Source organism: Nocardioides sp. NPDC127514 (assembly GCF_040302125.1).
In the GTDB taxonomy this organism is placed as follows: Bacteria; Actinomycetota; Actinomycetes; order Propionibacteriales; family Nocardioidaceae; genus Nocardioides.
The window spans coordinates 127,530-153,029 of the sequence record NZ_JBEORF010000007.1 but is presented as its reverse complement, the minus strand read 5'-3'; the positions used below and the strand labels follow the sequence as shown (position 1 = coordinate 153,029).

The window sequence follows — 25,500 nt, the reverse complement described above, 5'->3', positions numbered from 1 at the left end:
AGCAACGGAGTTACCTGTAAAGGATTTGTCGCCTATTGGCCAGAGGGAACGAAATTTCGTGGCGGGATTACGACATGCGCTCTGATCAACCCGCTTGACCAGCGATTTCGACGTGGTGAATCGCACACCTGTCATTTGCTACGACAGGTATTGACAGCACTCCCTGACCCTCATTTGATGCCGAGATTGCATGCTTGTAATTGCCTGCGGACTGGGCAGGAGACTTGCATTTAACCGACCGTATTTGTTCCGCTGTCCGGCGAGATAGCCGGGATCGGGACAGATCCGGACGGTGTTGGGGGTGGGCCTCAGCGCGTAGATCACCAGATCTCGCAACACCGTTCGCCCGTGCCCGGAGAGCACGAACATCGGAGCATTGTGCCCGTCAGCAGCACCACCTCATGGGTTCGCAACATCGCATCTACTCGTCGCCGTAAGGCCATTCTGGTCGGCGGACTCGCCGCCGCCGTGGTCGCCACAGGCGGCACCGCATACGGCGTCAAGACCTCGCAGACCGATGTCATCGTCTCGGTCGACGGCAAGGCCAAGGACGTCAGCGTCCACGCCGACACGGTCGGTGAGGTCCTCGAGGCCGAGGGCATCGAGATCGGCGACCGGGACGCGGTTGCTCCCTCGCTCGACACCGAGGTCGAGGACGGCAGCGCGATCAGCGTCCGCTACGCCCGTCAGCTGAGCCTCGAGGTCGACGGCAAGGCCCAGGACCACTGGGTCACCGCGACCACCGTCGGCGGCGCTCTCGCCGAGCTCGGCCGTGACTACGACCGGGCAGAGCTCTCGACCAGCCGCGGTGCCTACATCGGCCGCGACGGGATGTCGCTCGACGTCATCACGCCGAAGACCGTCAAGGTCGAGCTGGCGGGGAAGAAGACCAAGAAGGTCAGCGTGACCGCGCTGACCGTCGCCGATGCGTTGAAGGACCTCGGTGTCGACCTCGAGCGCCGGGACAAGGTCTCCCCGGCCTCCGACAAGGCAGTGAAGACCGGTCAGAAGATCGTCTTCACCGACTTCTCCGCCAAGACCCAGAAGGTCGCCCGCGAGAAGATCGAGGCGCCGGTCGAGGAGCGCGAGGACTCCTCGATGTACGAGGGTGAGACCGAGGTCGTCGACGAGGGCTCCGACGGGGTCCGTTCGGTGACCTACCGGATCGTCCTCAAGAACGGCGAGGCCGTCTCCAAGAAGGTCCTCGAGCAGAACGTCCTCGACAAGGCCGAGCCGCGCATCGTCAAGGTTGGCACCAAGGAGAAGGAAGCGCCTGCGGCCAACTTCGCCGGCGGCAACACCGTCTGGGACCAGCTCGCGCAGTGCGAGTCCGGTGGCAACTGGGCGATCAACACCGGCAACGGCTACTACGGCGGGCTGCAGTTCAACCTGCAGACCTGGCAGGCCTACGGCGGCTCCGGTCTCCCGAGCGAGAACAGCCGCGAGACCCAGATCGCGATCGCGACCAAGGTCCGTGACGCCAACGGTGGCTACGGCTCCTGGCCGCACTGCTCGCAGCAGCTCGGTCTGCCGCAGTAAGGCTGTTTCGGCCCTCGGGCCATAGTCTGTACCCATGACCGACCGCACCCCGCCGCGCCTGTTGGGCCCGGCGGAGGTGCGGTCGCTCGCATCCGAGCTCGATCTCCGCCCCACCAAGCAGCGCGGGCAGAACTTCGTGATCGATGCCAACACCGTGCGCCGGATCGTGCGCGAGTCCGGCGTCACCGCCGATGACGTCGTCGTCGAGGTCGGCCCCGGCCTCGGGTCGCTCACCCTCGCGATCCTCGAGACCGGCGCGAAGGTGACCGCGATCGAGATCGACGAGGTCCTGGCGCAGCGGCTGCCGAGAACCATCCAGGAGTACGCCCCCGACCAGGCCGACGCGTTCAGCCTGCTCCGCGCGGACGCTCTCCGGGTCGACTCCGTCCCCGGCCCGCCGCCCACGGCGCTGGTCGCGAACCTCCCCTACAACGTCTCGGTCCCGGTCCTGCTGCACCTGATGTCGCTGCTGCCCTCGCTGCGCCACGGCCTGGTGATGGTGCAGGCCGAGGTCGCCGACCGGCTGGCGGCCAAGCCCGGCTCCAAGGTCTACGGCGTCCCCTCGGTCAAGGCCGCGTGGTACGCCGAGGTACGCCGCGCCGGCGCGATCGGTCGCAACGTCTTCTGGCCGGCGCCCAACGTCGACTCCGGCCTCGTCTACTGGCGTCACCGTGATCCGCCGTCGACCGCCGTCTCGCGCGAAGAGGTCTTCGCGGTCATCGACGCCGCCTTCGCGCAGCGTCGCAAGGCGCTGCGCGGCGTACTCAAGCCTCTGGCCGGCTCTGCCGACGCCGCCGAGAAGGCACTCGTCGAGGCCGGGATCGACCCGCTGGCGCGCGGCGAGGCGCTGACCATCGCGGATTTTGTACGCATCACCGAATCGCTCCAAAGGGTTCCCTCATGACGATCACCGTCCGCGCCGCCGCGAAGTTCAACCTCCACCTCGGCGTCGGGCCGGTCCGTGCGGACGGGTTCCATCCGCTGGCGACCGTCTACCAGGCGATCGGGCTCTACGACGACGTCACCGTGAGCGAGGCCGCCGAGTGGCAGGTGACGCTCACCGCGGAGGACCACATCGCGCTGGGGGAGATCCCGACCGGCGATGACAACATCGTCGTGCGTGCCGGCAAGGCTCTCGCCGCCCACCACGGCATCGACAGGGCCGCGAACGTCGCGATCCACAAGGGCATCCCGGTCGCCGGCGGTCTCGCCGGCGGCTCGGCCGACGCCGCCGCGACGCTCGTCGCCCTCGACCGGCTGTGGTCGCTGGAGACCTCCGACGAGGATCTGCTGAGTCTGGCGGGGCAGCTGGGCTCCGACGTACCGTTCGCGCTCATCGGTGCCACCGCCATCGGCGGCGGCCGCGGCGAGATCGTGGAGCCGGTCACCGACAACGGTGCCTGGTGGTGGGTCGCGGTCGGCAACGAGCAGGGGCTCTCGACGCCGGCGGTCTACCGCGCCTTCGACGAGCATGCCGGGACCGGGGTCGGCGACCCCCAGGTCCCCGAGAGCCTGCTCATGGCGCTGGAGAAGGGCGACGCGGAGCTCCTCGCCGAGGCGCTCGCCAACGACCTGCAGGCCCCGGCGCTGGCGCTACGCCCCGACCTCGCCCAGACCTTCGCCGACGGCGCGGAGGCAGGTGCCCTGGCCGTACAGCTCTCCGGATCGGGCCCGACCGTCCTGATGCTCTGCCGCGACGCCGCCCACGCCCGCGAGGTCGCCGGAGCGATGCAGGCCAAGGCGTACGACCGCGTCTGGACCGCCCCGGGCCCCGTCGCCGGTGCCCACGTCGTCACCTACTGACAGCCGAGACGTCAGCTACGTCGGCCGAGAGGGCAGCACCGTGTCCCCTCGGCCGACGTACGTGACGTGTCGGCCGACGTACCTGACGCCTCGGCGGGGTCAGGCGGCGCTGGAGACGACCTCGTCGGAGATCGCCGCGGCAGCGCGGCGCAGGTGGCGGGTGATGCTGGCGGCGTTGAACCCGGCGGCGCTGCCGGAGACGGAGACGGCGGCGATCGCGCGGCCCTCGATCATGATCGGGACCGCGGCGCAGACGATGCCGAGCTGGGCCTCCTCGCGGTCGAAGGCGATGCGCTCGCTGTTGGCGCGGCGGAGCTCGGCGAGGAACTTCGCCGGGTCGCCGTGCGAGTGGCGGGTGCGCCTCACCAGGCCCGACTCGAGCACGGGCGCGATGTGGTTGCGGTCGCTGAACGAGAGGATCGCCTTGCCGAGCGCGGAGCAGGCGGCGGGCGCTCGCCCGCCGACGTACGTGTCCGGCTGGATGCCACCGCGACCGGTGATCTTCTCCAGGATGACGATGTCGGTGCCCTCGAGGATGGCGAGGTGCACGGTCTTGCCGGTCGCCACGTAGAGCTCGGCCAGGTGTGGCATCGCGGTCTCCCGGATGCCCTGCGGTCGGCAGATCTGCACCGCGTTGCCGAGCTCGAAGAGCCGCCGGCCGAGGACGTAGTGGCGGCCGGTGCGCTCGACGTACCCGCTCTGCTCGAGGTGGCGCAGAAGGCGGAAGGCGGTCGACTTGGGAAGGCCCGCGGTGCGAGCGATCTCGCTGACACCGAGCTTCGGGCCGGCTCCGAGAAATGCCTCCAGGATCTGGAGGGCCTTCGTCGCAGACGGGGTCGCCGAGGAGGTCGTCCTCGGGGCACCTTCATGGTCGTGCTGACTAGCCAGGGTGGGGATAGCAGTGACGCTCATGGGGGGGATCTCCTTAACTGAGACGGAGGCACCACGAAGGGGGGATCTGGGGCCTCCAACTCTCTGTGACAGCAGTCACTGTAACGATCGTTCCGGAGGTTGTGGAGCAAATGTTGGATAAATCTCATTCCTGACCTGCGGAAATAGATGACACGGCATACAGTTCGATGCGTTTCCGCCCGTTAGCGCCGTAAACCCTCTGTGGACGTACGGTAGTAGGTCAGTGACTGATCTGTGTATGAAACGGCGTAGCCGTCACCAGTCGCGCCAGCAGGTCCGAGGTCGTGGCCGGTGGCATGTCGGCGCTGTCGAGCGCCTCGGCAAAGAGAAGTCCGTCTGCGATCACCAGCAGGAGCGCGGCCATCTCATCGGCGTGCACCGGCCCGTCGTCACCGAGAGCTCCGCGGAACCAGCCGGCGAAGTCGTCGCGCGACTGGCGGCGTACGGCAAGGAACCGGTCGCGGCCGGGAAGTGGCTCGGCCCTCTTCGGCAGCACCAGCATCAGGCCGATCCGCAGGAACGGGGGCAGCCGGCGCAGGCTGGCCACCAGGGGCCTCAGCATCAGTGGGAGCTCGGCCGCGCAGTCGCAGTCCGCGCTGGGCGGCTGCCAGGAGGACTGGGTGCTGATCCAGGCGCGGTAGGAGTCGTCCACCGCTGCCGAGAACAGGTCGTCCTTGTTCGCGAAGTGCCAGTAGACCGATGAGGCCGGCAGCTCCGCCGCGGCGCAGATCCGGCTGATCGAGGCGCCCTCGTAGCCGCTCTCCGCGGCGACCTCGAGAGCTGCCGCGACGAGCTTCTCGCGGCTGCTGCTCCTGCCCTGGTACGTCACCGGCGGCAGCTCCACGGGCTCGGAAACGGCCGCGGGGTCCTGCTTGCGGAGGTGGTCCGCGACCTCGGCCAGCCCGTCGGCGAGCCGCTGCCGGAGCGGGTCGAGCTCGGCGTACTCGTCGGTCTGGGCGTGGATGAAGAGGCCGTCGTGGGCGGCGAGCGTCAGCCGGGCGAGGGTCTCGATGTGCGGGGCCGGAAGTTCGACCGCCTCGTCCCACCACCGCTCGAACTCGGCGAGCGTCTGGGTGCGGATCTGGAGGAAGCGCTCGCGCGGACCGTCGCCGACTGTCGGTCCGGACTCGAGTGCCAGCATCAGGCCCATCCGCCACCAGTCGGCCCTGGCACCGTGGGTGTCCGACGTCGTACGCCGCAGGTTGGCCAGCAGCCCCTCGCGCAGGTCGTCGCCGGTCGGTGTCGGCTCCCACCGCGGGGCGATGTCGTTCCAGCGGGTGTAGCCGTGCTCGAGCGCCTCGGCGAGGAGCTGGTCCTTGTTGGAGAAGTGCCAGTAGAGGGAGGACGGCGGGAGGCCGGTCGCGCGACGGACCAGCGCCATCGTCGTGCCGACATAGCCACGCTCGGCGGCCAGCCGGAGCGCTGCTTCGAGGATCATCTGACGCGAGCCGTGCGTGTGCTCGCGGAGCGTCGTCTTCTCGGCCATTGCACTGAGTCTAAGCAGGTCAGGGGCTCTTCGTCCGCCCGGTGTGCCGCTGGGTGGCCGCCGCGATGCTGGCTGCCTCACCGCCCTCGGGGACAATGGGAGACGATATGGCGAACCTCCTCAACCTCGAGCACGTCTCCAAGGCGTACGGCATCCGGCCCCTCCTCGACGACGTCTCCCTCGGCATCAACGCCGGCGACCGGGTCGGCATCGTCGGCCGCAACGGCGACGGGAAGACGACGCTCCTGCAGGTGATGACCGGCCTGGAGGAGCCGGACTCCGGTCGCGTCTCGCGCCAGCGTGGCCTGCTGGTCGGGTTCCTGCACCAGGGTGACCAGCTCATCGACACCCACACCGTGCGCGAGGCGGTGCTCGGCGGGCGCTCCGACCACGAGTGGGCCGGCGTCCCCGTGCTCCGTGAGATCGTCGAACAGCTCCTGGCCGGGATCGACCTGGACCGTTCCGTCATGGGTCTCTCCGGTGGCGAGCGCCGTCGCTGTGCCCTGGCCGAGCTGCTCCTGGGCGACCACGACCTGATCGTGCTCGACGAGCCCACCAACCACCTCGACGTCGAGGCCGTGGCCTGGCTCGCTTCGCACCTGGCCGCGCGCTCGTCCGCGCTCGTCGTGGTCACCCACGACCGCTGGTTCCTCGACGCGGTGTGCCAGTTCACCTGGGAGGTTCACGACGGCCAGGTCGACGCCTACGAAGGCGGCTATGCCGCCTTCGTCCTGGCCAAGGCCGAAAGGTCCCGTCAGGCCGCCGCCACCGAAGTACGCCGCCAGAACCTGGTCCGCAAGGAGCTGGCCTGGCTGCGCCGCGGTGCCCCGGCGCGTACGTCGAAGCCGAAGTTCCGCATCGACGCCGCCAATCAGCTCATCGAGGACCTACCCCCGCCGCGCGACCGCTTCGAGCTGCAGAAGTTCGCCACCCAGCGGCTCGGCAAGGACGTCATCGACGTCGAGGACGTCGACCTCTTCCGCGGCGAGCGGCAGCTGCTGTCGCACGCCACCTGGCGCATCGGCCCGGGGGACCGGATCGGTATCGTCGGCGTCAACGGCGCCGGCAAGACCTCGGTGCTGTCGCTGCTGGACGGCACCCTCCCGCCTGCGGTGGGGAAGGTACGCCACGGCCGCACCATCGCTCTCCAGCACCTGACCCAGCAGCTCGACGACCTCGACCCGGAGGCGCGAGTCCTCCCGACCGTCGAGTCGATCAAGCGCGTCACCAAGACGACCGACGGCCAGGAGCTCTCGGCGACCTCGATGCTCGAGCGCTTCGGCTTCACCGGCGACAAGCTGGTCACCCGCATCGGCGACCTCTCCGGCGGCGAGCGCCGCCGCTTCCAGCTGCTGCGCCTGCTGCTCACCGAGCCCAACGTGCTGCTGCTCGACGAGCCGACCAACGACCTCGACATCGAGACGCTCAACGTCCTCGAGGACTTCCTCGACGCCTGGCCCGGCACCCTGATCGTCGTCTCCCACGACCGCTACTTCCTCGAGCGCGTCACCGACTCCATCTGGGCCCTTCTCGGCGACGGCCAGATCTCCATGCTCCCGCGTGGTGTCGACGAGTATCTCGAGCGCCGCCTCCCCATCCCTGCCGAGACGTCAGCCCCGCCGGCCGAGGCGTCACGCTCGTCGGCCGAGACGGCAGCGGCTGGCCCGTCGAAGGCCAAGCCCGGCTCCGCCGACGAACGAGCGGCGAAGAAGGTCATCGCCAGGATCGACAAGCAGCTCGAGCGGATCGGTGAGCAGCAGCAGAAGCTCGAGCTCGCGATGGCCGAGTCGGTCAACGACTACACCCGGCTCGCCGAGCTCAGCGCCGAGCTCGATCAGCTCGCCGCGGAGAAGGACGACCTGGAACTGGAGTGGCTAGAAGCCGCCGAGGTCCTCGAGTAGTTCTTCGGGAACAAGCACGCCGAGTCGGCGCAAACTGACGAGATCGAGCGCCGAGTCGGCGCGTCATGACGAGCCGACTCGGCGGAGATTTCGGTCAGGATGAGCCGACTCGGCGGGGCTCTTGGTCAGGACGAGAAGGGGACCAGCAGCCGGCGCAGCAGGTCGGTGAGCTGGCTCTGCTGGTCGCCGGAGAGGCCGTCGAGGAACTCCCGCTCGGCTGCGAGGAGCGCCTCGAAGGCGCTGTCGACGGTCGCCTTGCCGTCGGGGGTGAGCCGGACGAGGACACCCCGCCGGTCGGCCGGATCCGGCAGCCGTTCGACCAGGCCGCGCGAGGCGAGCCGGTCGACGCGGTTGGTCATGGTCCCGCTGGTCACCAGCGTCTCGCGCAGCAGGCGGCCGGGGGAGAGCTCGTAGGGGTCGCCCGCTCGGCGCAGCGCGGCGAGTACGTCGAACTCCCACGACTCGATCCCGGAGCCGGAGAACGCGTCGCGCCGAGCGAGGTCGAGGTGACGCGAGAGGCGGGAGAGACGCGAGAAGATCTCGACGGGACCCAGGTCCAGGTCGGGCCGCTCGTGTGCCCAGGCCTCGCTCAGGTCGTCGACTTCGTCGCGCATGGCGAGAGCGTAGCCCAAGTTCGCCTCATCGAGAATCTTGACATCGAGACAAGTCGGCGAGACGATCTGAATATCTTGACATCAAGAGAAATCGAGAGGACGTACGCCATGACCGCATGGGATCCCGAGCGTTACCTGACCTACTCCGACGAGCGAGGTCGGCCGTTCGTCGATCTCCTTCGCCGGGTCGACGCGGATCGTCCGAAGACCGTGGTCGACCTCGGCTGCGGCCCCGGCAACCTGACCGCGTTGGCGGCGGGTCGCTGGCCAGATGCGAGGGTCGTCGGCCTCGACTCCAGTGCGCCGATGATCGACAAGGCGCGCGCGACCATCGACGGCGTCGACTTCGCGGTGGCGGATCTCCGCGACTGGGCCGAGTCGGTGGTGCCGGGATCCGTGGACGTACTCCTCTCCAACGCCACCCTCCAGTGGGTTCCTGGCCATCTGGACCTGCTCCCTGCGCTCGCCGGTGCGGTCAATGAGGGTGGCTGGTTCGCCTTCCAGGTCCCGGGCAACTTCGACGAGCCCAGCCATCGGCTGCGCGAGGAGCTCGCCGCCGAGGAGCCGTACGCGGAGCACACCCGTCACCTCGAGGCGCCCGGGTCGCACGACCCGGCCGACTACTTCGACGTGCTGGTGGGAGAGGGCTTCGAGGTCGATGCCTGGGAGACGACGTACCTCCACGTGCTGACAGGGGATGACCCGGTCTTCACGTGGATCGCCGGCACGAGCCTCCGTCCTACGGCCGCGGTGCTCGAGAAGGCTGGTCTCTTCGAGCCGTTCGCCGAGGAGCTCAAGAACCGTCTGGCTCAGGCCTATCCCGTACGAAACGATTCGGTAGGAAACAGTTTCGTCCTGCTTCCGTTCCGCCGCGTCTTCGTGGTCGCCCGGAAACTGGGGGCATGATGCGCATCCATCACGTGCAGGTCGGCATGCCCGCCGGCCGCGAGGACGAGGCCCGGAGCTTCTATGCCGACGGCCTCGGGCTGACCGAGGTGTCGAAGCCGGCCGAGCTGGCCAAGCGCGGCGGCGCCTGGTTCCGCTCTCCGGGCGGCGCGGAGATCCACCTCGGTGTCGAGGATCCGCACCGACCGCAGGCCAAGGCTCATCCCGCGCTGGCGGTCGAGACCGAGGCGGACCTGGAGGCGATGGGGGCGAGATTGGGGAGCCTGGGCTTCGAGGTCGACTGGAGCCAGCGCCACAACGCCGAGGGCTTCCAGCGCTTCCATGTCCGCGATCCGTTCGGCAACCGCGTCGAGATCGTGTGGCAGACGGGCATCTAGCACGAACTTCTGTCCCGTGTAGGCGAAAACCGGAATCATCCAAAAAAGAACCGTAACGCCCACTGGTCTGGACCGTTGTCCCCCGGGGGATACAACAACGAGCCAGGAATGATGCCAGAAACGATGGAAGGCAAGACTTTGACTGACGACGTGACCGTCCCCCAGCCTCGGGACGCGGAGACGACGAGCGTGGTCAATCGAGTCCGCCGGGCTCAGGGCCAGCTCGGTGGCGTGCTCCGCATGATCGAAGACGGCCGCGAGCTCGCCGATGTGGTCGGCCAGCTCAAGGCAGTGACCCGCGCCCTCGACAAGGCGGCCTTCGCGCTGCTCTCCAACGAGCTGCGCCGCGCGCACGCCGACGGAGATCGCCCGGAGCAGATCGAGGAGCTCGAGAAGGTCTTCCTCTCCCTCTCCTGATCTCGGGCCAGGAGAGGGGAGGAGGTTACCCTCGGGTAACCTGGCTGCCATGAGCCAGCTCTACGACCTCTGGAAGTCCTTCAACCGTGTCCCGGTTGTCGGCAAGCGAGCATTCTCGGTCGCGTTCGCGAAGAAGGCGCCCTACTTCGGGTCCATCCACCCGCTGGTCAACCAGCTGCGACCCAACTACGCCGAGGTCATCGTCCCCAACCGCAGGGGCAACCACAACCACATCGGCACCGTTCACGCCATCGCGCTGTGCAACGGTCTCGAGATGGCCATGGGTGCCCTTGCGGAGGTCACCATCCCGCGCGACAAGCGCTGGATCCCCAAGGGGATGACCGTCTCCTACACCGCCAAGGCCTCCACCGACATCACCTGCATCGCGGAGACCGACCAGGAGCAGTGGGACACCGCCGACGGTGACCTCGCGGTGCGCGTCAAGGGCATCCGTGAGGACGGCACCGTGGCCATCGAGGGCACGATCAACCTCTGGGTGACCCCGAAGAAGAAGTAAGAGCAGGTAGACGACTGAGCGAGGTCGAGCGGCGAGCTTGCTCGTCCGCTCGGGCCGAGCGAAGGAGTCAGCTCGCGAAGCGAGCACGCAACGGCCCGCTGCCCCGAGGGGCAGCGGGCCGTTGGTTCGTCCTGATGGTGTCAGGCGTTGCCGCCCGGCATGCCGGCTGCGGTCGCCGTCTGCACGTCCGGGTCCTCCGCGGTGCCGACGGGACCGGCGGTGTGACCGACCCTCCGCGTACGGGCCTCGACGACGTTCGCCACGAAACCGAGGATCGTGTTGATTGCGATGTAGATCAGCGCCACGACGATCGCCGCGGGGATCAGGTTGTTGTAGTTGCCCTCGATCTTGTTGATCTGGTTGAGCAGTTCGTCGTAGGCGAGGATGTAGCCGAGGGCGGTGTCCTTGAGCAGGACGACGAGCTGAGCGATGATCGCCGGCAGCATCGAGCGCACGGCCTGAGGCAGCAGGATCGCACGCATCACCTGACCGGGCGAGAGCCCGATCGCGACGCCGGCCTCCGACTGTCCCTTCGGCAGAGCGTTGACACCCGCACGGATGATCTCGGCCAGCACGGAGCCGTTGTAGAGCATGAGTCCGAGGACGACCGCCCAGAAGACGCTGGTCTCGAGCCCGAGCGGCTGCTGCATGAAGTAGATGAACATCATCAGCAGCAGCATCGGGATCGCACGGAAGAACTCCACGATCACACCGCTGGGGACGCTGATGATCCGGCTCTGCGAGAGGCGGCCGACTGCGAGGAGGAACCCGAACGTGAGCGCGAGCACCGCACCGACGGCGAAAGCGCTCAGCGTGCCGATGAGACCAGGGATGAGGAAGTTCTCCCAGACCGGCGCCTCGAGGAATGGCTTCCACTTCTCGGCGTCCCACTGCCCGGTTTCGTCGAACTTGGAGTAGACGAACCAAGCCGCCCAGGCCAGGAACACGAGGGCGATGGCCGAGTAGACCCAGTTGAGCGCCTTGCCGCGGGGTCCGGGGGCGTCGTACAGAACTGAGGCGCTCATTATCGGATCACCGCGAATCGCTTGGCGGCCCAGCCGGCGATGAAGCCGATGGGCAGGGTCAGGATCATGAAGCCCACCGCGAAGATGATGAAGATCAGCAGGATCTGGTCGGAGTTGCGCTCCATCAGCGACTTCATCTGCCCCGACGCCTCGTTGACCATGGTGGCGGTGGTGACACCGATGGTGACGGCGACCGTCGTGTTCTTGGTCATCGCGATCAGTACGCTGGCGAGCGGGTTGATCACCGACCTCAACGCTTGGGGAAGGACGATCAGGCGAAGGTTCTGGGTGAAGGTCAGCCCGATCGCGCGCGCCGCCTCGGCCTGGCCGAGCGGCACCGTGTTGATGCCCGAGCGCAGCACCTCACACACGAAGGTCGAGGTGTAGACGCTGAGTGCGAGGACCGCCAGCCAGAAGTTGTTGCGGTAGATCAGCTCCTCGTTGAAGTTGAGGCCGAGTTGATAGCTCAGTCCGAAGAGCGTGAAGAACATGACCAGGGTCAGTGGAGTGTTGCGGAATGTGTAGACGACGGCCGAGCCGATCCAGCGCAGCACGGGAACCGGTGAAACCCGGAACGTCGCGAGCACCACGCCGAGCAGCAGCGAGAAGATGCCGCTGAAGAAGGCGAGTCTCAAGGTCAGCCCGAACGAGGTCAGGATGGCTGACCCGCTCTCGGAGATGAGGTCCATTGGTCCTTCCAAATTTCTTGCGCTGGACGCGGCGACGGGGCAGGGGAGCAGACTCCCCTGCCCCGCGGATGCCTCAGTAGCGGTCGACGGCCGGCGGCTCCGGCAGCTCGTAGCCGGACTCACCGAGGTTGTCGTTGAACGCCTCTTCCCAAGCGCCGTCCTCGAAGGACTTCTCGATCAGGTCGTTGATCTTGTCGCGGTCCTTGCTGCCCTTGGGCAGACCCACGCCGTAGTTCTCCTCGGAGAACGGCGCACCGACGATCTTGAACTTGCCCGGGTCCTGCTGGGCGTAGCCCGCCAGGATGATGTCGTCGGTGGTCATCGCGTCGAGCTGGCCGCCCTCGATCGCGGTGACGCACTTGCTGTAGGTGTCGAACTCCTGCAGCTGAACGCCCTTGGCGTACTCGTCCTTGACCTTCTGGGCCGAGGTCGAGCCGGTCACCGAGCAGAGCTTCTTGCCGTCGAGCGTGTCGGGGCCGGTGATGTCGGTGTTGTCGGCGGCGACCAGGAGGTCCTGGCCGGCGATGTAGTACGGGCCGGCGAAGTCGACCTCGGCCTTGCGCTCGTCGGTGATCGAGTACGTCGCCAGGATCATGTCGACGGTGCCGTCCTTGAGGAACGTCTCGCGGTTGGCGGAGACGGCCTCGACCCACTCGATCTGGTCGTCGTCGTAACCGAGACCCTCGGCGATGTACTCGGCCATGTCGACGTCGAAGCCGGAGTAGTCACCGTCGGCCTCCTTGAAGCCGAGGCCCGGCTGGTCGAACTTGATGCCGATCTTGATCTTGTCGCCGCCGGCGTCGGAGCCGGTGTCGTCGCTACCACCACAGGCAGCGAGCGAGCCCGTGAGCGCGAGAGCGCCCAGGGTCGCGGCGATCTTCGTGAACTTCATCGTTTCCACCTTCTGGAATTCTGGAATTGAGGGTTGGTGCGGTGCAGGTTTCGCGAGCTCAGGGCTCACCCGAGACGTACGTTCAGTGCTTGAGGATCTTGCCGAGGAAGTCCTTGGCGCGCTCGGACTGCGGGTTGTCGAAGAACTCGGCCGGGGTGTTGGACTCGACGATCTGGCCGTCGGCCATGAAAACGACCCGGTCGGCGGCGACGCGGGCGAAGCCCATCTCGTGGGTGACCACGATCATCGTCATGCCCTCCTTGGCGAGGCTGACCATGACGTCGAGCACCTCCTTGACCATCTCCGGGTCGAGCGCGGAGGTGGGCTCGTCGAAGAGCATCACCTGCGGCTTCATCGCCAGCGCCCGGGCGATGGCGACACGCTGCTGCTGGCCACCGGAGAGCTGCGCAGGGTACTTGCTCGCCTGGACGCCCACGCCGACGCGGTCGAGCAGCTTCTTGGCCTCGGCCTCAGCCTCGGCCTTCTTCAGCTTGCGCACCTTCATCGGGCCCAGCGTGACGTTCTGCAGGATCGTCTTGTGCGCGAAGAGGTTGAAGCTCTGGAAGACCATCCCGACCTCGGCGCGCAGCTTGGCCAGGCCCTTGCCCTCTGCCGGCAGCTCCTTGCCGTCGAGCTTGATCGTGCCCGAGTCGATCGTCTCCAGGCGGTTGATCGCGCGGCAGAGAGTCGACTTCCCCGAGCCCGACGGCCCGATCACCACGACGACCTCGCCACGCTTGATCTCCAGGTTGATGTCCTGGAGAACGTGAAGGTCGCCGTAGTGCTTGTCGACATGGTCAAGAACCACCAAAGCGTCTCCCGAAGGTGCGCCGGCGGGTTCGGTGTCAAGCACGGTCATGCCGCAGACCTAACCACATCCTGCATTGCACATCTATGACTTGGCCCCCGGGATCGGTTACAACCAGATAACCAACAAGACTGGGTACGCCCGTTGGGTCGCCCATCCGCGCTGGATTCCTCGACGCGGCCCCTGCGGTCGTACGCTTGAAGGCGCTATGACTACGTCGATCGCCTCTGGCTCCGCTTCGGCGGTGCGCACCTACGAAGTCCGCACCTACGGGTGCCAGATGAACGTCCACGACTCCGAGCGCCTCTCCGGGCTGCTGGAGGATGCCGGCTATCTGAAGGCGACCGAGGGTACACAGGCCGACGTGGTCGTCTTCAACACCTGCGCGGTCCGGGAGAACGCCGACAACAAGCTCTACGGCAACCTCTCCCACCTGGCCCCGATCAAGCAGGCCAACCCCGACCTCCAGATCGCCGTCGGCGGCTGCCTCGCGCAGAAGGACCGCGCGACGATCACCGAGAAGGCGCCGTACGTCGACGTGGTGTTCGGGACGCACAACATCGGCTCGCTCCCGGTGCTGCTCGAGCGGGCCCGGGTGCAGGAGGAGGCCCAGGTCGAGATCCTGGAGTCCCTCGAGGTCTTCCCGTCCACGCTGCCGACGAAGCGCGAGTCGGCGTATGCCGCCTGGGTGTCCGTCAGCGTGGGCTGCAACAACACCTGCACGTTCTGCATCGTCCCGAGCCTGCGCGGCAAGGAGAAGGACCGGCGACCGGGCGAGATCCTCGCCGAGATCGAGGCGCTGGTCGCCGAAGGTGTCACCGAGGTGACCCTGCTGGGCCAGAACGTCAACGCCTACGGCGTCGAGTTCGGCGACCGGCAGGCCTTCTCGAAGCTGCTGCGCGCCTGCGGCGAGATCGAGGGGCTGGAGCGGGTCCGGTTCACCAGCCCCCACCCGGCCGAGTTCACCGACGACGTCATCGAGGCGATGGCCGAGACGCCCAACGTGATGCCGTCGCTGCACATGCCGCTGCAGTCGGGCTCCGACCGCGTGCTCAAGGCGATGCGCCGCTCCTACCGGTCGACCAAGTTCCTCGGCATCATCGAGCGCGTCCGGGCAGCGATCCCGCACGCGGCGATCACCACCGACATCATCGTCGGCTTCCCGGGGGAGACCGAGGAGGACTTCCAGGCCACCCTCGATGTGGTCCGTGAGTCGCGCTTCGCCTCCGCCTTCACGTTCCAGTACTCCAAGCGTCCCGGCACCCCCGCCGCGGATCTCCCCGACCAGATCTCGCCGGAGGTCGTGAAGGACCGCTACGGCCGTCTCGTCGACCTCGTCAACGAGATCGCCTACGAGGAGAACAAGAAGAACGTCGGACGTACGCTCGAGCTGATGGTCGCCGAGGGCGAGGGTCGCAAGGACGCCGAGACCCACCGGCTCTCCGGTCGCGCTCCCGACAACCGGCTCGTCCACTTCAACGCCGCCGGGGCCGAGGGCGTACGTCCTGGCGACATGGTGAAGGTCGAGATCACCTACGCGGCTCCGCACCACCTGGTCGCCGACAACCCCGTGCTCGAGGTACGCCGCACCCGTTCCGGCGACGCCTGGGAGGCGCGTCAGGGCCGCCCCGAGGCCGCGGCCGCTTCGGTCGGGCTGGGGATGCCGTCGGTCGGCGTGCCCGCTCCGCTGCCGGCTGCGCCGGCGTGCGGCTGATCGTTCGGCACCTGATTACTCGAACAGCAAATTCTCCGTAACTTCGTTCCCCCTGAGGGTATTCCTGTCCTAGTCTGAGGCAACTTGTCTCAGGAAGGGATACCCCCATGTCGATTCCCAAGCTGGTCAACAGAGCAGCGGCGATGGGTGCACTCGGTGTTCTCGTGGCCTCGGGCCTGGCAGCCGCGGCCCCCGCGGGCGCCATGCAGGCGTCCGCAGGAGGAGATGCCTGCTTCGACCCGCACGAGGTCGGCGCCGCCCGCGTCGCTGAAGGGGCCAAGCAGGTCCGCGACACCAACCATCTGACCGCGAAGCAGGCCGAGGCCAAGGAGAAGGCGCTCTCCAGCGCCCTGGCCGCGCAGGGGAAGAAGGGCGGCACCGCCAACCTCGCCGCGACGACCATCCCGACCTACATCCACGTCATCCAGGAGGACGCCACCACCGGCATCGTCCCGCAGGCGAACATCGACGCTCAGATCGACGTGCTCAACGCGGCGTACGCCGGCACGCCGTTCTCCTTCGACGTGGTCGGCCAGGAGACCACGATCAACCCGGCCTGGTACCCGATCATCTCCGGCTCGGCCGGCGAGCGGGACATGAAGGCGGCCCTGCGCCAGGGCGGCGACAACGCGCTCAACGTCTACATCGGCGAGATCGACGACGGCCTGCTCGGCTGGGCGACCTTCCCGACCAAGAACATCGGGTCGCAGGACGGTGTGGTCATCCTCGGCGAGTCGCTGCCGGGCGGCTCGGCGGCGCCGTACGACGAGGGCGACACGGCCACGCACGAGGTCGGCCACTGGCTGCACCTCTACCACACCTTCCAGGGTGGCTGCCGCGGCAAGGGTGACCAGGTCGCCGACACCCCGGCCGAGGCCGCGCCGGCCTTCGGCTGCCCGGAGGGCTCCGACACCTGCACCGCTCCGGGCCTCGACCCGATCCACAACTTCATGGACTACACCGAGGACGCGTGCATGGACGAGTTCACGCCGGGTCAGGTGCAGCGCATGATCGACGGATGGGTGGCGTACCGCGCCTGATCGTCGATCTCTGGGTGAGATCTCTGTGTGAAACGCGTCGAGCGCCGGGTCCCTTGCGGGCCCGGCGCTCGATCCGTGTGTGATCAGCAGAGCTGGATCAGTACTGCGACTGGCTCTGCGCGCCGCCGAAGCCGCCCTCGCTCGAGCCCTCGTCGGAGCCGTAGGAGGAGCTCTCGGACTGCTCCTGACCGCCGCCGAAGCCGCCCTCGCTGGACTGCTCGCCGCCGAAGCCACCCTCGCTCTGGCCACCCTCGGAGCCGTAGGACGAGCCCTCGTTGGACTCCTGGCCGCCGAAGCCACCCTCGGACTGCTCGCCGCCACCGTAGGAGCTGCCCTCGTCGGACTGCTCACCGTAGGAGGAACCGCCCTCGCTCGAGCCGTAGGAGGAGCCCTCGGACTGCTCCTGGCCGCCGCCGAAGCCGCCCTCGCTGGACTGCTCGCCGCCGCCGAAGCCGCCCTCGCTCTGGCCGCCCTCCTGGCCGCCGAAGCCACCCTCACTCTGGCCACCCTCGGAGCCGTAGGAGGAGCCCTCGTTGGACTCCTGGCCGCCGAAGCCGCCCTCCTGGCCGTAGTTCTGCTGCTCGTCGCTGTTGCCGTAGTTCTCAGACATATTGGTCCACACTTCCGAGTAGTTGTGATTGGACCGGAATCGAACGTGCATCGCACGCTCGCCCCCCGGCTGCCTCATTCGTGAGACGAGAATGAGACGGTCTCGACCGTTCCATGTGACGGCACAAGTCGCAACAGGTTCGTAACAGTGTTTCGAAAATAGACACGTAAAAAGTCAGCTGGGTGTATAGGAACGGAAACGCGAAGCGGGGAGCAACCCGGTCTGGGTCGCTCCCCGCTTCGAGGCCTGTGAATGGCTCAGTTGCCGCCGTCCAGCTTCTCTGCTTCGTTCTTCGCAGTCTCGACGCCCTGGTCGATCTGGTCGCTGAACTTGCCACCGGTCTTCTCGTCGGCGAACTCGCCGGCCTTGTCCAAGCCCTCGCCGACCTTGTCGGCGCCGATCTTGTCGATGCCCTGCTGGGCGAGGTCCTTTGCCTTGTCCAAGAAGCTCATGCTTCCCCCTCTTGATCGGTGGCTCCCCGTATGAGCCAACTAGCGGCCAGACTAACCACATGGAGTACGACAGCAACAGGGGGACACGCGACCCGAATAGTTCATCTGGACTACGTGGGTCGGGATCTTTTTCCCTGTCCGACACCCCGATCGTGGCCGTCGTCGGAGCCACCGCGGCAGGGAAGACGTCGCTCTCGCTCGACCTCGCCGAGACCCTCGGCGGCGAGATCATCAACACCGACGCGATGCAGGTCTACCGCGGCATGGACATCGGGACCGCGAAGCTGCCGGTCGCGGAGCGGCGCGGGATCCCGCACCATCTGCTCGACCTCCTCGACATCGCCGAACCGGCCTCCGTCGCCGACTTCCAGGGGCTGGCGCGCGAGGAGATCGCGACGCTGCGCAAGGCAGGGAAGACACCCGTGCTGGTCGGCGGCAGTGCTCTCTACACGCGAGCGATCCTGGACCGGTTCGAGTTCCCGGGGACCTCGAACGAGGTGCGTGAGCGTCTGGAGAAGGAGCTCGAAACCGCTGGTGAGAAGGCGCTTCACGACCGCCTGCGAGCCCTGGACCCGGTCGCGGCCGAACGGATCGAGATCGACAACGGTCGTCGCGTCGTACGCGCTCTGGAGGTCATCGAGCTGACCGGCGAGCCGTTCAGCGCACGGTTGCCCGAGCAGGTCTACCACGACCCGGCCTCCATCCAGATCGGCGTCGACATCTCCCGGGAAGCCCTGGACGTACGCATCCGGCAGCGGGTCTCGGAGATGTTCGAGTCGGGCTTCGTCGATGAGGTCGCGCGGCTCCTGGAGGCGGGTCTGGGGCGGTCGAGGACCGCGTCGAAGGCGATCGGCTACCAGGAGGTCGCCGCCTATCTCGCCGGGGAGACGACGCTGGAGGAGGCCATGGAGAGAACGGCCATCAAGACGAGGCAGTTCGCACGCCGGCAGGACGCCTGGTTCCGCAAGGATCCGCGGGTCGTGTGGGTCGCGTACGACGATCCGTCCCGTCTGGAGAAGGCCGTCGCGGCGGTGCGGAGGGTGGGGCTGTGAGCGAGAACGTGCGTGACAGGCTGAGGGAGCTGCTGGACGCGGTGCTCGACGGGGCCGACGCCGGAGAGCCGCGCACGCTGGCGCAGATGGCCGGCGACGCGTACACCTCGCCCTATCATTTCAACCGGCTGCTCTCCCGGGGTGCGGGCGAGCCGCCGGTGGCGATGCGGCGGCGGGTGATGCTGGAGCGCGCCGCGTGGCAGCTGCAGCACGGTGGCACGGTGACCGATGCCGCCTGGGCCGCCGGCTACGAGTCGGTCGAGGGCTTCTCGCGGGCCTATGCGAAGGCCTTCGGGCACCCGCCGAGCACCGCCGCGGTCAGCCACTGGCTGCCGGCGCCGAACGGGATCCACTTCCATCCGCCGGAGTCGTTGTGGGTCGACTCCCAGGAGCGGGTGCTCTCTCCGCTCACCGAGCAGCTCGTCATGCACGACCTCGACGACACCAGAGCGCTGCTCGACCTCGCCAAGGGCCTGCCCACGGAGGTGCTCACGCAGGTGCGGCTGGCCGGCCACGTGGTGCTGGAGTGGGACGGCCCGGAGGAGTCGCTCGCGCAGGTCCTGGAGGCGACGGTGTGGGCAAAGGAGTGCTGGGTGGCCTCGATCGAGGGCCTCGCGATGCCGGTCCGGAGCCGCACGGACTCGGTCGTCGCTCTGGTCGAGCGGCACGAGGCCGTGGCGGCGCGGTGGTTGGCGGTCGTACGCGACATCGAGCGGCGCGGGGCCTGGGAGGACCGGCTCATCGACGCCCTGTGCGAGCCGCCGGAGAGCTTCCAGATCGGGTCGGTGGTCGCCCACGTCCTGACGTACGCAGCCCATCGCCGTCTGCTGGTCCGGATGATGCTCCGGATGGCCGGTGTCGAAGTCGACCGGGGCGACCCGATCGAGTGGCTGCGGGCTCGCCGGGGCGAGGTGCCGACGGTCTGAGCGACGGGCGAAATGATTCGGCCGCCCGCGCGCCCGCCTCGTACCCTGAGGCCGTGACCCCTACCTGGACTGAGATCAGCACGCTCGAGGAGCTCGTCGACCTGGTCGGTGTGCCGAACGAGCGGGCGGTGACCAAGGGGCGCCCGGCGCTCCTCGACATCGACAGGCAGTGGCTCGCCGCGACGCCGTTCTGCGTGCTCGCGACCTCGGACGCCGACGGCAACTGCGACGCCTCGCCGAAGGGGGATCCGGCCGGGTCGCTGGTGCACGTCATCGACGACACGACGATCGCGATCGCGGAGCGTCCTGGCAACAAGCGGGTCGACGGCTACCGCAACGTGCTCGCCAACCCGCACGTCGGGCTCAACTTCCTGATCCCGGGCCGCGGCGACACGCTGCGGATCAACGGCCGTGCCCGGCTGGTCTCGGACGCACCGTTCTTCGACGAGATGGCCGTCAAGGGCAAGCGGCCGATCCTCGCCCTGGTCGTCGACATCGACGACATCTTCTTCCACTGCGCGAAGGCGTTCCTGCGCTCGGGCCTGTGGGACCCGGAGACGTGGGACCCCGACCACCTCCCCAAGCGTGCGGTCATCGCCAAGCAGGTCGAGAACGACCCGCGTACGCTTGCCGAGATGGAGGACTACTACCGCACCGACACCTACTCGAAGTTCCTGTACTGATGTCCTACGCGTTCTTGAAGGGGCACGGTACGGAGAACGACTTCGTGCTGCTGCCGGACGTCGACGGGTCGGTGCACGGTGCGCTCTCCGACGAGGAGATGGCCGACCGGGTCCGGGCGCTGTGCGACCGCCGGGCCGGCATCGGCGGCGACGGGATCCTGCGGGTGATCCGGACGGCCGCCTATACCGGTGAGGATCGTCCGGTCAGCGACGCCGAGTGGTTCATGGACTACCGCAACGCCGACGGCACCCGAGCCGAGATGTGCGGCAACGGCACCCGGGTCTTCGCGGAGTATCTGCGCTCCGTCGGGCTCGCCGGCGACGAGGTCACCTTCGCGACCCGCGCCGGCGACAAGATCCTCCGCGCGTCCGGAGACGTCTGGACCGCCGACCTGGGCTCGCCGAAGCTGCTCGGGTCGACCCAGGTCACCGTCGCCCACCACTTCTGGTCGGCCTGCAACGTCGACATGGGCAACCCGCACGCCGCCGCCGAGGTCGAGTCGATCGACCCCCACGGCCCCGTCGGTGACCTCTACGACTCCCCGATCTTCGACGAGGCGGTCTATCCGCACGGGGTGAACGTGGAGTTCTTCGAACGCGTCGCCGAGCGTCACGTCGCCATGCGGGTCTTCGAGCGCGGCGCGGGCGAGACTCGCTCGTGTGGCACCGGAGCCTGCGCGGTGATGGTCGCGGCCGCCGAGGCCGACGGTCTCGCGATCGCGCGCGATGCCGATGTGACGTACCGGGTCGATGTCCTCGGCGGCACGCTCCACGTCACCTGGACGACCGACGACCGGGTGCTGCTCACCGGGCCGGCGGTCCTGATCGCCGAGGGCACCACCGCGCTCTGACTGCGAGACGGTTAACGGGTATTCACCATCGTGAGGGTGGTCACGTCTATGGTGCTGCCCATGGAGTTGACTGATAGCACAGCGATCGTGACCGGTGCGGCCAGCGGGATCGGGGCGGCGACCGCCCGGGCGCTGGCGGCCAAGGGTGCGACGGTGATCGTCGCGGACATGCAGAAGGACAAGGGCGAGGCCCTCGCGGAGGAGATCAAGGGCCTGTTCGTGCCCGTCGATGTCACCGACACCGACCAGATCACCAACGCCGTGGAGCGGGCCGTGGAGATCGCGCCGCTGAAGGCGGTGGTCAACTCGGCCGGGATCGGGTGGGCGCAGCGCACCATCGGCCGCGACGCCCAGATCGGCTCGGCGCACGACCTGGACGCGTACAAGAAGGTCATCGCGATCAACCTGATCGGCACCTTCGACATGTGCCGCCAGGCCGCGACCTACATCAGCCGCAACGAGCCCGACGCCAACGGGCAGCGTGGCGCGATCGTCAACCTGGCCAGCGTGGCGGCCTTCGACGGCCAGATCGGGCAGGTGTCCTACTCCTCGTCCAAGGGCGGCGTCGTCGGCCTCACCCTCCCGCTCGCGCGCGACCTCGCCGCCGTCGGCATCCGCGTCAACACCGTCGCCCCGGGGCTGATCGACACCCCGATCTACGGCGAGGGCCCGGAGTCGGAGGCGTTCAAGGCCAAGCTCGGCGAGAGCGTGCTGTTCCCGCACCGGCTCGGTGAGCCGGCGGAGCTGGCCAGCATGGTCGTGGAGTGTCTGACCAACGACTACATGAACGGCGAGACGATCCGCGTCGACGGTGGCATCCGGATGCCACCGAAGTAACTGAACGCAAGAAGTACCCCGACGGCTGGCGCACCGCTAATGTGTGCGCCAGCCGCGGACCGTTTCATGACCGCTCCGCGGATGTCGGAGCAAGGAGTTCGCATGTCCGATAAGGCGGACACCAGTACGTCGAAGGCGCTCGCGATCATCGAGCCCGACGACCCCACGGGGTCGGCGGGACCGGGCGAGCCCTCGCGCGAGCCACGCCTGACGCGGGAGACGGTCGGCGTGATCGCCGGTGCGGCCGGCGTACTGGCACTGTGCCTGCTCGCGACCGCGCTGGTCGCCAACGGCAACGCGGACTCGACCGACGACCGGAGCTGTCTCGGCCCGGACATGACGGTCGCGGTGGCTCCTGAGGCGGCGACCGTCGTGGGCAACATCCTCGAGGACGCCGGCTGCGGCCAGATCGAGGTGGAGGCGACCAAGGCCGACCAGGTCCTCCAGCCGCTGGCGCTCGACGGCGATCTCCCCGATGTGTGGATCCCTGACTCCTCGGTCTGGCTGGACCGGGTCGACCCGGCCGTCGAGCCGGTGACGCTGCGGGCCTCGATGGCCTCCTCGCCGGTCGTGCTCGTCTCCGGCGACGGGCTCACCCGCACCTCCTACGCCGAGGCCTTCGCCGAGGACGACCTGCTGATGGGCGACCCCCAGCGGATGATGAGCGCGCTCGGCACAGCCGTCGCGAGCCGGGGGAAGCCCCAGAGCGAGGCCAAGCTGGAGCCGTACGCAGAGCGGCTCGCCTCCGGCGTGGAGGGCGCCGGGCCGACCGACTCGGCACGCCTGGCCGAGCTGCAGACGGTCATGAGCGGAGTGACCGCGACCAGCGAACAGCAGTGGTCGACGTACGCGCCGTCGCTGAAGGCCAGTGCCCCGAAGGAGGGCACGGTGGTCCTCGACTACCCGGTCCTGATCACCGCCGACGCCTCGCGCCGCAACTCGATCGCCGCCTCGATCACCAGCTTCGCCAGGGTGCTCGACAGCGGTGCCGCCGACACCGCGCTGACCCAGGCCGGGTTCCGCACCACCGGAGCCGGCAAGCCGGCGCCCAACGTGGGCGCGTACACCCGCGTCGACACGGCCGCGGTGGCGGAGACGGCCGCGGAGTGGAACGCGAGGCTTCGGCCGACCCGGGCGGTCGCGGTCATGGACGTCTCCGGCTCGATGGCCTGGCCGGCCGCTCCTGACAGCGCCACCACCCGCCTCCAGCTCACCCAGAAGGCTGCCTCGGAGGCCGTCGGTCTCCTTCCCGGCAGCGCCGCGCTCGGGCTCTGGGCCTTCTCCGAGAAGACCGAGGGCACGCTGGGCGCGGACCACAAGGTGCTCGTCCCCACCCGTCAGCTGGCCTCGAAGGACCAGCGCGCGCAGCTGACCGAGGAGATCGCCGGTCTCACCGAGCGCACCGGTGGCGGCACCTCCCTGCACGACACCGCCCTGGCGGCCTACCAGGCCGCGGTCGCCTCCTACGACCCGCTGGCCTCCAACGACGTGCTCCTGTTCACCGACGGCACCAACGACGACCCCGAATCGATGGACGTGGCAGAGCTCGTACGCCAGCTCGAGGCTGCCTCCGACCCACGGCGGCCGGTCCGCATCCTGGGGATCGGGATCACCGCCGACGCCGACCTCGGCACGCTGCAGGCGATCGCCGATGCGACCGGTGGGGCGGCGTACGTCGCCCAGCGGCCGGAGGACGTCGGAACCGTTCTGCGAGAGGCACTCGAGCAGCGCTGAGGCGCGCTCTTGGATAAGCATTGTCCCCCGGGTGGTGCGGCGCCGTACCCTTGTTGGTATATGACGAACAACGCACACGATTTTTCACTCGCTGACGAGCTCGAGGCCACCGAGGACTGGGACGCGCTCGATGACGGGTTCGAGTCCGGCTACGCCGACGAGGATCCTGAGGACATCGACCCCACCGTCGGTGCGATGGAGCTCGCCGAGCGGCACGCGCTCAAGCGCGTCGCCAGCCTGCGCACCGAGCTCGAGGACATCACCGAGGTCGAATACCGCCAGCTTCGCCTGGAGCGAGTGGTGCTCGTGGGCGTGTGGGCCGGCGGCACCCAGACCGACGCCGAGAACTCCCTGGCCGAGCTCGCGCTCCTCGCCGAGACGGCCGGCTCGGAGGTGCTCGAGGCGATCTACCAGCGCCGCCAGGCGCCGGACCCCGCGACGTACATCGGACGCGGCAAGGTCGAGGCGCTCAAGGAGATCGTCGCCGCGACCGGCGCCGACACCGTGATCGCCGACGGCGAGCTCGCGCCGAGCCAGCTCAGGAACCTCGAGGACCGGACCGGGGTCAAGGTCGTCGACCGGACCGCGTTGATCCTCGACATCTTCGCCCAGCACGCCAAGTCGCGCGAGGGCCAGGCACAGGTGGAGCTCGCCCAGCTCAACTACATGAAGCAGCGGCTTCGTGGTTGGGGTGGCAACCTGTCCCGCCAGGCCGGTGGCCGTGTCGCCGGTGGTGCCGGTATCGGTGGCCGTGGTCCTGGTGAGACCAAGATCGAGACCGACCGCCGCCGGATCAACACCAAGATCGCCAAGCTCAACCGTGAGCTGAAGGCGATGAAGGGCACCCGCGACACCAAGCGTGCCGACCGCAAGCGCCACCACATCCCGGCGGTCGCGATCGCCGGCTACACCAACGCCGGCAAGTCGTCGCTGCTCAACCGGCTCACCGGTGCCGGGGTGCTCGTCGAGGACGCGCTCTTCGCGACCCTGGACCCGACCACCCGCCGCACCACCACCGAGGACGGCCGGGTCTACACGATGTCCGACACCGTCGGGTTCGTGCGCCACCTGCCCCACCAGCTCGTCGAGGCCTTCCGCTCGACGCTGGAGGAGGTCGCCGACGCCGATCTGGTCGTGCACGTCGTCGACGGTTCTCACCCTGATCCCGAGGGTCAGCTGGCCGCGGTGCGCGAGGTCTTCGCCGAGATCGGTGCCAGCGAGGTGCCGGAGCTGGTCGTGATCAACAAGGCCGACATCTCCGACCCGCTGGTGATCGCCAGGCTGCTGCGCGCCGAGCCACACTCCGTCGCGGTCTCGGCCAAGACCGGAGAGGGCATCGACGCGGCCATCAAGGCCGTCGAGACCGACCTGCCGCGACCGGGTGTCGAGTTCTCCGCGCTGGTTCCCTACGAGCGGGGCGACCTGGTCAACCGGATCCACCAGCACGGCGAGATCGACCACCTCGAGCACACTGCCGAAGGCACCATTGTCAAGGGCCGTGCCAACGCGGACCTGGCCGGGGAGCTGGCTGCGTACACGAACTGAGCGAGGCCGAGCGGCGAGCTTGCTCGTCCGTTCGCGCCGAGCGAGGGAGTAAGCGCGCGCAGCGCGCACTCTGCATGATCTTGGAAGCTGATCTCGGGCGCTGATCTTCGACGCTGATCCGGCGTTGCGACATTGGCGATGACAGGCTGGTCCCTCACACTTGGGACGAT

Annotated in this window: 26 protein-coding genes; 17 read left to right on the top strand and 9 right to left on the bottom strand. The window is 68.2% G+C overall.

Going from position 1 to position 25,500, the window contains the following annotated elements; translation table 11 throughout:
- The first annotated feature begins 378 nt into the window (after positions 1-378).
- Genes ABTX24_RS07675 through ABTX24_RS07665 form a run of 3 tightly spaced genes read left to right on the top strand, consistent with a single transcriptional unit; the run spans position 379 to position 3,342 of the window.
- Positions 379-1,539 carry a resuscitation-promoting factor gene (locus ABTX24_RS07675; RefSeq protein ID WP_160025450.1) on the top strand — a complete coding sequence of 387 codons (1,161 nt, stop codon included), beginning with the start codon at positions 379-381 and terminating at the stop codon, positions 1,537-1,539.
- Positions 1,540-1,573: 34 nt separating this feature from the next.
- Positions 1,574-2,443, top strand: coding sequence for a 16S rRNA (adenine(1518)-N(6)/adenine(1519)-N(6))-dimethyltransferase RsmA (rsmA, locus tag ABTX24_RS07670; RefSeq protein ID WP_350838580.1), 870 nt, complete (start codon positions 1,574-1,576; stop codon positions 2,441-2,443).
- A complete protein-coding gene (locus tag ABTX24_RS07665; protein ID WP_350838578.1) occupies positions 2,440-3,342 on the top strand; it encodes a 4-(cytidine 5'-diphospho)-2-C-methyl-D-erythritol kinase in 903 nt (300 codons plus the stop codon). The genes rsmA and ABTX24_RS07665 overlap by 4 nt, the downstream gene beginning before the upstream one ends.
- Positions 3,343-3,441: 99 nt before the next feature.
- Here the strand turns inward: ABTX24_RS07665 and ABTX24_RS07660 are convergent, their stop codons facing one another.
- Together ABTX24_RS07660 and ABTX24_RS07655 are read right to left on the bottom strand one after the other, a co-directional pair.
- Positions 3,442-4,254 (bottom strand): IclR family transcriptional regulator, encoded by an 813-nt coding sequence (locus ABTX24_RS07660; RefSeq protein WP_160025447.1) that lies wholly within the window; start codon positions 4,252-4,254, stop codon positions 3,442-3,444.
- Positions 4,255-4,474: 220 nt separating this feature from the next.
- A complete protein-coding gene (locus tag ABTX24_RS07655; protein WP_350838576.1) occupies positions 4,475-5,740 on the bottom strand; it encodes a TetR/AcrR family transcriptional regulator in 1,266 nt (421 codons plus the stop codon).
- 107 nt (positions 5,741-5,847) lie between these two features.
- On the opposite strand from ABTX24_RS07655, the gene ABTX24_RS07650 reads away from it, so the two are divergent.
- The gene (locus ABTX24_RS07650; protein WP_350838574.1) at positions 5,848-7,641 is read left to right on the top strand and encodes an ATP-binding cassette domain-containing protein; all 1,794 of its coding nucleotides are present in this window, start codon (positions 5,848-5,850) and stop codon (positions 7,639-7,641) included.
- A gap of 125 nt (positions 7,642-7,766) precedes the next feature.
- Here the strand turns inward: ABTX24_RS07650 and ABTX24_RS07645 are convergent, their stop codons facing one another.
- The gene (locus ABTX24_RS07645) at positions 7,767-8,255 is read right to left on the bottom strand and encodes a MarR family winged helix-turn-helix transcriptional regulator (protein ID WP_045546820.1); all 489 of its coding nucleotides are present in this window, start codon (positions 8,253-8,255) and stop codon (positions 7,767-7,769) included.
- A 108-nt stretch (positions 8,256-8,363) separates the two neighbouring features.
- Here ABTX24_RS07645 and ABTX24_RS07640 point away from each other — a divergent pair, with 108 nt between their 5' ends.
- The 4 genes from ABTX24_RS07640 (at position 8,364) to ABTX24_RS07625 (ending at position 10,472) form a co-directional block, all read left to right on the top strand.
- Complete coding sequence (locus ABTX24_RS07640) at positions 8,364-9,161, top strand: methyltransferase domain-containing protein (protein ID WP_350838572.1); 798 nt, start codon at positions 8,364-8,366, stop codon at positions 9,159-9,161.
- The gene (locus ABTX24_RS07635) at positions 9,158-9,538 is read left to right on the top strand and encodes a VOC family protein (RefSeq protein ID WP_350838570.1); all 381 of its coding nucleotides are present in this window, start codon (positions 9,158-9,160) and stop codon (positions 9,536-9,538) included. The genes ABTX24_RS07640 and ABTX24_RS07635 overlap by 4 nt, the downstream gene beginning before the upstream one ends.
- Positions 9,539-9,688: 150 nt before the next feature.
- Positions 9,689-9,955: a metal-sensitive transcriptional regulator gene (locus tag ABTX24_RS07630; protein ID WP_008362591.1), complete on the top strand. Its 267-nt coding sequence runs from the start codon at positions 9,689-9,691 to the stop codon at positions 9,953-9,955.
- Positions 9,956-10,004: 49 nt separating this feature from the next.
- Entirely contained in the window at positions 10,005-10,472 is a 468-nt protein-coding gene (locus ABTX24_RS07625) for a hotdog fold domain-containing protein (RefSeq protein ID WP_160025442.1), read from the top strand.
- Between the two features lie 140 nt (positions 10,473-10,612).
- Here ABTX24_RS07625 and ABTX24_RS07620 read toward each other — a convergent pair whose 3' ends face one another.
- The 4 genes from ABTX24_RS07620 to ABTX24_RS07605 all read right to left on the bottom strand — a co-directional run bounded on the left by ABTX24_RS07620 (position 10,613) and on the right by ABTX24_RS07605 (position 13,937).
- The gene (locus ABTX24_RS07620) at positions 10,613-11,497 is read right to left on the bottom strand and encodes an amino acid ABC transporter permease (protein WP_350838568.1); all 885 of its coding nucleotides are present in this window, start codon (positions 11,495-11,497) and stop codon (positions 10,613-10,615) included.
- A complete protein-coding gene (locus ABTX24_RS07615; RefSeq protein ID WP_160025440.1) occupies positions 11,497-12,186 on the bottom strand; it encodes an amino acid ABC transporter permease in 690 nt (229 codons plus the stop codon). The genes ABTX24_RS07620 and ABTX24_RS07615 overlap by 1 nt, the downstream gene beginning before the upstream one ends.
- A 73-nt stretch (positions 12,187-12,259) precedes the next feature.
- Positions 12,260-13,078 (bottom strand): glutamate ABC transporter substrate-binding protein, encoded by an 819-nt coding sequence (locus tag ABTX24_RS07610; protein WP_160025439.1) that lies wholly within the window; start codon positions 13,076-13,078, stop codon positions 12,260-12,262.
- A gap of 82 nt (positions 13,079-13,160) precedes the next feature.
- Entirely contained in the window at positions 13,161-13,937 is a 777-nt protein-coding gene (locus tag ABTX24_RS07605) for an amino acid ABC transporter ATP-binding protein (protein WP_160025438.1), read from the bottom strand.
- A 157-nt stretch (positions 13,938-14,094) separates the two neighbouring features.
- Here ABTX24_RS07605 and miaB point away from each other — a divergent pair, with 157 nt between their 5' ends.
- Both miaB and ABTX24_RS07595 read left to right on the top strand, forming a co-directional pair.
- A complete protein-coding gene (miaB, locus tag ABTX24_RS07600; RefSeq protein WP_350838566.1) occupies positions 14,095-15,600 on the top strand; it encodes a tRNA (N6-isopentenyl adenosine(37)-C2)-methylthiotransferase MiaB in 1,506 nt (501 codons plus the stop codon).
- A 107-nt stretch (positions 15,601-15,707) separates the two neighbouring features.
- Positions 15,708-16,640: a zinc metalloprotease gene (locus tag ABTX24_RS07595; protein ID WP_350838564.1), complete on the top strand. Its 933-nt coding sequence runs from the start codon at positions 15,708-15,710 to the stop codon at positions 16,638-16,640.
- A 97-nt stretch (positions 16,641-16,737) separates the two neighbouring features.
- Here the strand turns inward: ABTX24_RS07595 and ABTX24_RS07590 are convergent, their stop codons facing one another.
- Together ABTX24_RS07590 and ABTX24_RS07585 are read right to left on the bottom strand one after the other, a co-directional pair.
- Positions 16,738-17,250 carry a hypothetical protein gene (locus ABTX24_RS07590; RefSeq protein ID WP_350838562.1) on the bottom strand — a complete coding sequence of 171 codons (513 nt, stop codon included), beginning with the start codon at positions 17,248-17,250 and terminating at the stop codon, positions 16,738-16,740.
- A gap of 257 nt (positions 17,251-17,507) precedes the next feature.
- Positions 17,508-17,702 (bottom strand): antitoxin, encoded by a 195-nt coding sequence (locus ABTX24_RS07585; RefSeq protein ID WP_160025434.1) that lies wholly within the window; start codon positions 17,700-17,702, stop codon positions 17,508-17,510.
- Between the two features lie 152 nt (positions 17,703-17,854).
- On the opposite strand from ABTX24_RS07585, the gene miaA reads away from it, so the two are divergent.
- The 7 genes from miaA to hflX all read left to right on the top strand — a co-directional run bounded on the left by miaA (position 17,855) and on the right by hflX (position 25,330).
- Entirely contained in the window at positions 17,855-18,754 is a 900-nt protein-coding gene (miaA, locus tag ABTX24_RS07580) for a tRNA (adenosine(37)-N6)-dimethylallyltransferase MiaA (protein WP_350838560.1), read from the top strand.
- Positions 18,751-19,680, top strand: coding sequence for a helix-turn-helix domain-containing protein (locus tag ABTX24_RS07575; protein ID WP_350838558.1), 930 nt, complete (start codon positions 18,751-18,753; stop codon positions 19,678-19,680). Before miaA ends, ABTX24_RS07575 begins: the two co-directional genes overlap by 4 nt.
- 53 nt (positions 19,681-19,733) lie before the next feature.
- Positions 19,734-20,363, top strand: a complete 630-nt coding sequence (locus tag ABTX24_RS07570; RefSeq protein ID WP_350838557.1) for a pyridoxamine 5'-phosphate oxidase family protein — start codon at positions 19,734-19,736, stop codon at positions 20,361-20,363.
- On the top strand, positions 20,363-21,214 hold the full coding sequence (gene dapF / locus ABTX24_RS07565; protein ID WP_350838555.1) for a diaminopimelate epimerase: 852 nt from the start codon (positions 20,363-20,365) through the stop codon (positions 21,212-21,214). Before ABTX24_RS07570 ends, dapF begins: the two co-directional genes overlap by 1 nt.
- Before the next feature lie 60 nt (positions 21,215-21,274).
- Positions 21,275-22,051, top strand: a complete 777-nt coding sequence (locus ABTX24_RS07560) for an SDR family NAD(P)-dependent oxidoreductase (protein ID WP_350838553.1) — start codon at positions 21,275-21,277, stop codon at positions 22,049-22,051.
- 102 nt (positions 22,052-22,153) lie between these two features.
- A complete protein-coding gene (locus ABTX24_RS07555) occupies positions 22,154-23,785 on the top strand; it encodes a VWA domain-containing protein (RefSeq protein ID WP_350838551.1) in 1,632 nt (543 codons plus the stop codon).
- 60 nt (positions 23,786-23,845) lie between these two features.
- Complete coding sequence (gene hflX / locus ABTX24_RS07550) at positions 23,846-25,330, top strand: GTPase HflX (RefSeq protein ID WP_350838549.1); 1,485 nt, start codon at positions 23,846-23,848, stop codon at positions 25,328-25,330.
- Positions 25,331-25,500 lie beyond the last annotated feature (170 nt).

Bases quoted from the DNA above. Each gene is read 5' to 3' on its own strand.
- ABTX24_RS07650 (WP_350838574.1), top strand. From the start codon at position 5,848: ATGGCGAACCTCCTCAACCTCGAGCACGTCTCCAAGGCGTACGGCATC.
- miaB (WP_350838566.1), top strand. From the start codon at position 14,095: ATGACTACGTCGATCGCCTCTGGCTCCGCTTCGGCGGTGCGCACCTAC.
- ABTX24_RS07610 (WP_160025439.1), bottom strand. From the start codon at position 13,078: ATGAAGTTCACGAAGATCGCCGCGACCCTGGGCGCTCTCGCGCTCACG.
- ABTX24_RS07660 (WP_160025447.1), bottom strand. From the start codon at position 4,254: ATGAGCGTCACTGCTATCCCCACCCTGGCTAGTCAGCACGACCATGAA.
- ABTX24_RS07665 (WP_350838578.1), top strand. From the start codon at position 2,440: ATGACGATCACCGTCCGCGCCGCCGCGAAGTTCAACCTCCACCTCGGC.
- ABTX24_RS07645 (WP_045546820.1), bottom strand. From the start codon at position 8,255: ATGCGCGACGAAGTCGACGACCTGAGCGAGGCCTGGGCACACGAGCGG.
- ABTX24_RS07620 (WP_350838568.1), bottom strand. From the start codon at position 11,497: ATGAGCGCCTCAGTTCTGTACGACGCCCCCGGACCCCGCGGCAAGGCG.
- ABTX24_RS07555 (WP_350838551.1), top strand. From the start codon at position 22,154: ATGTCCGATAAGGCGGACACCAGTACGTCGAAGGCGCTCGCGATCATC.
- rsmA (WP_350838580.1), top strand. From the start codon at position 1,574: ATGACCGACCGCACCCCGCCGCGCCTGTTGGGCCCGGCGGAGGTGCGG.
- ABTX24_RS07655 (WP_350838576.1), bottom strand. From the start codon at position 5,740: ATGGCCGAGAAGACGACGCTCCGCGAGCACACGCACGGCTCGCGTCAG.
- ABTX24_RS07585 (WP_160025434.1), bottom strand. From the start codon at position 17,702: ATGAGCTTCTTGGACAAGGCAAAGGACCTCGCCCAGCAGGGCATCGAC.
- ABTX24_RS07635 (WP_350838570.1), top strand. From the start codon at position 9,158: ATGATGCGCATCCATCACGTGCAGGTCGGCATGCCCGCCGGCCGCGAG.
- dapF (WP_350838555.1), top strand. From the start codon at position 20,363: ATGTCCTACGCGTTCTTGAAGGGGCACGGTACGGAGAACGACTTCGTG.
- ABTX24_RS07625 (WP_160025442.1), top strand. From the start codon at position 10,005: ATGAGCCAGCTCTACGACCTCTGGAAGTCCTTCAACCGTGTCCCGGTT.
- ABTX24_RS07560 (WP_350838553.1), top strand. From the start codon at position 21,275: ATGGAGTTGACTGATAGCACAGCGATCGTGACCGGTGCGGCCAGCGGG.
- hflX (WP_350838549.1), top strand. From the start codon at position 23,846: ATGACGAACAACGCACACGATTTTTCACTCGCTGACGAGCTCGAGGCC.
- ABTX24_RS07615 (WP_160025440.1), bottom strand. From the start codon at position 12,186: ATGGACCTCATCTCCGAGAGCGGGTCAGCCATCCTGACCTCGTTCGGG.
- ABTX24_RS07595 (WP_350838564.1), top strand. From the start codon at position 15,708: ATGTCGATTCCCAAGCTGGTCAACAGAGCAGCGGCGATGGGTGCACTC.
- ABTX24_RS07605 (WP_160025438.1), bottom strand. From the start codon at position 13,937: ATGACCGTGCTTGACACCGAACCCGCCGGCGCACCTTCGGGAGACGCT.
- ABTX24_RS07640 (WP_350838572.1), top strand. From the start codon at position 8,364: ATGACCGCATGGGATCCCGAGCGTTACCTGACCTACTCCGACGAGCGA.
- ABTX24_RS07590 (WP_350838562.1), bottom strand. From the start codon at position 17,250: ATGTCTGAGAACTACGGCAACAGCGACGAGCAGCAGAACTACGGCCAG.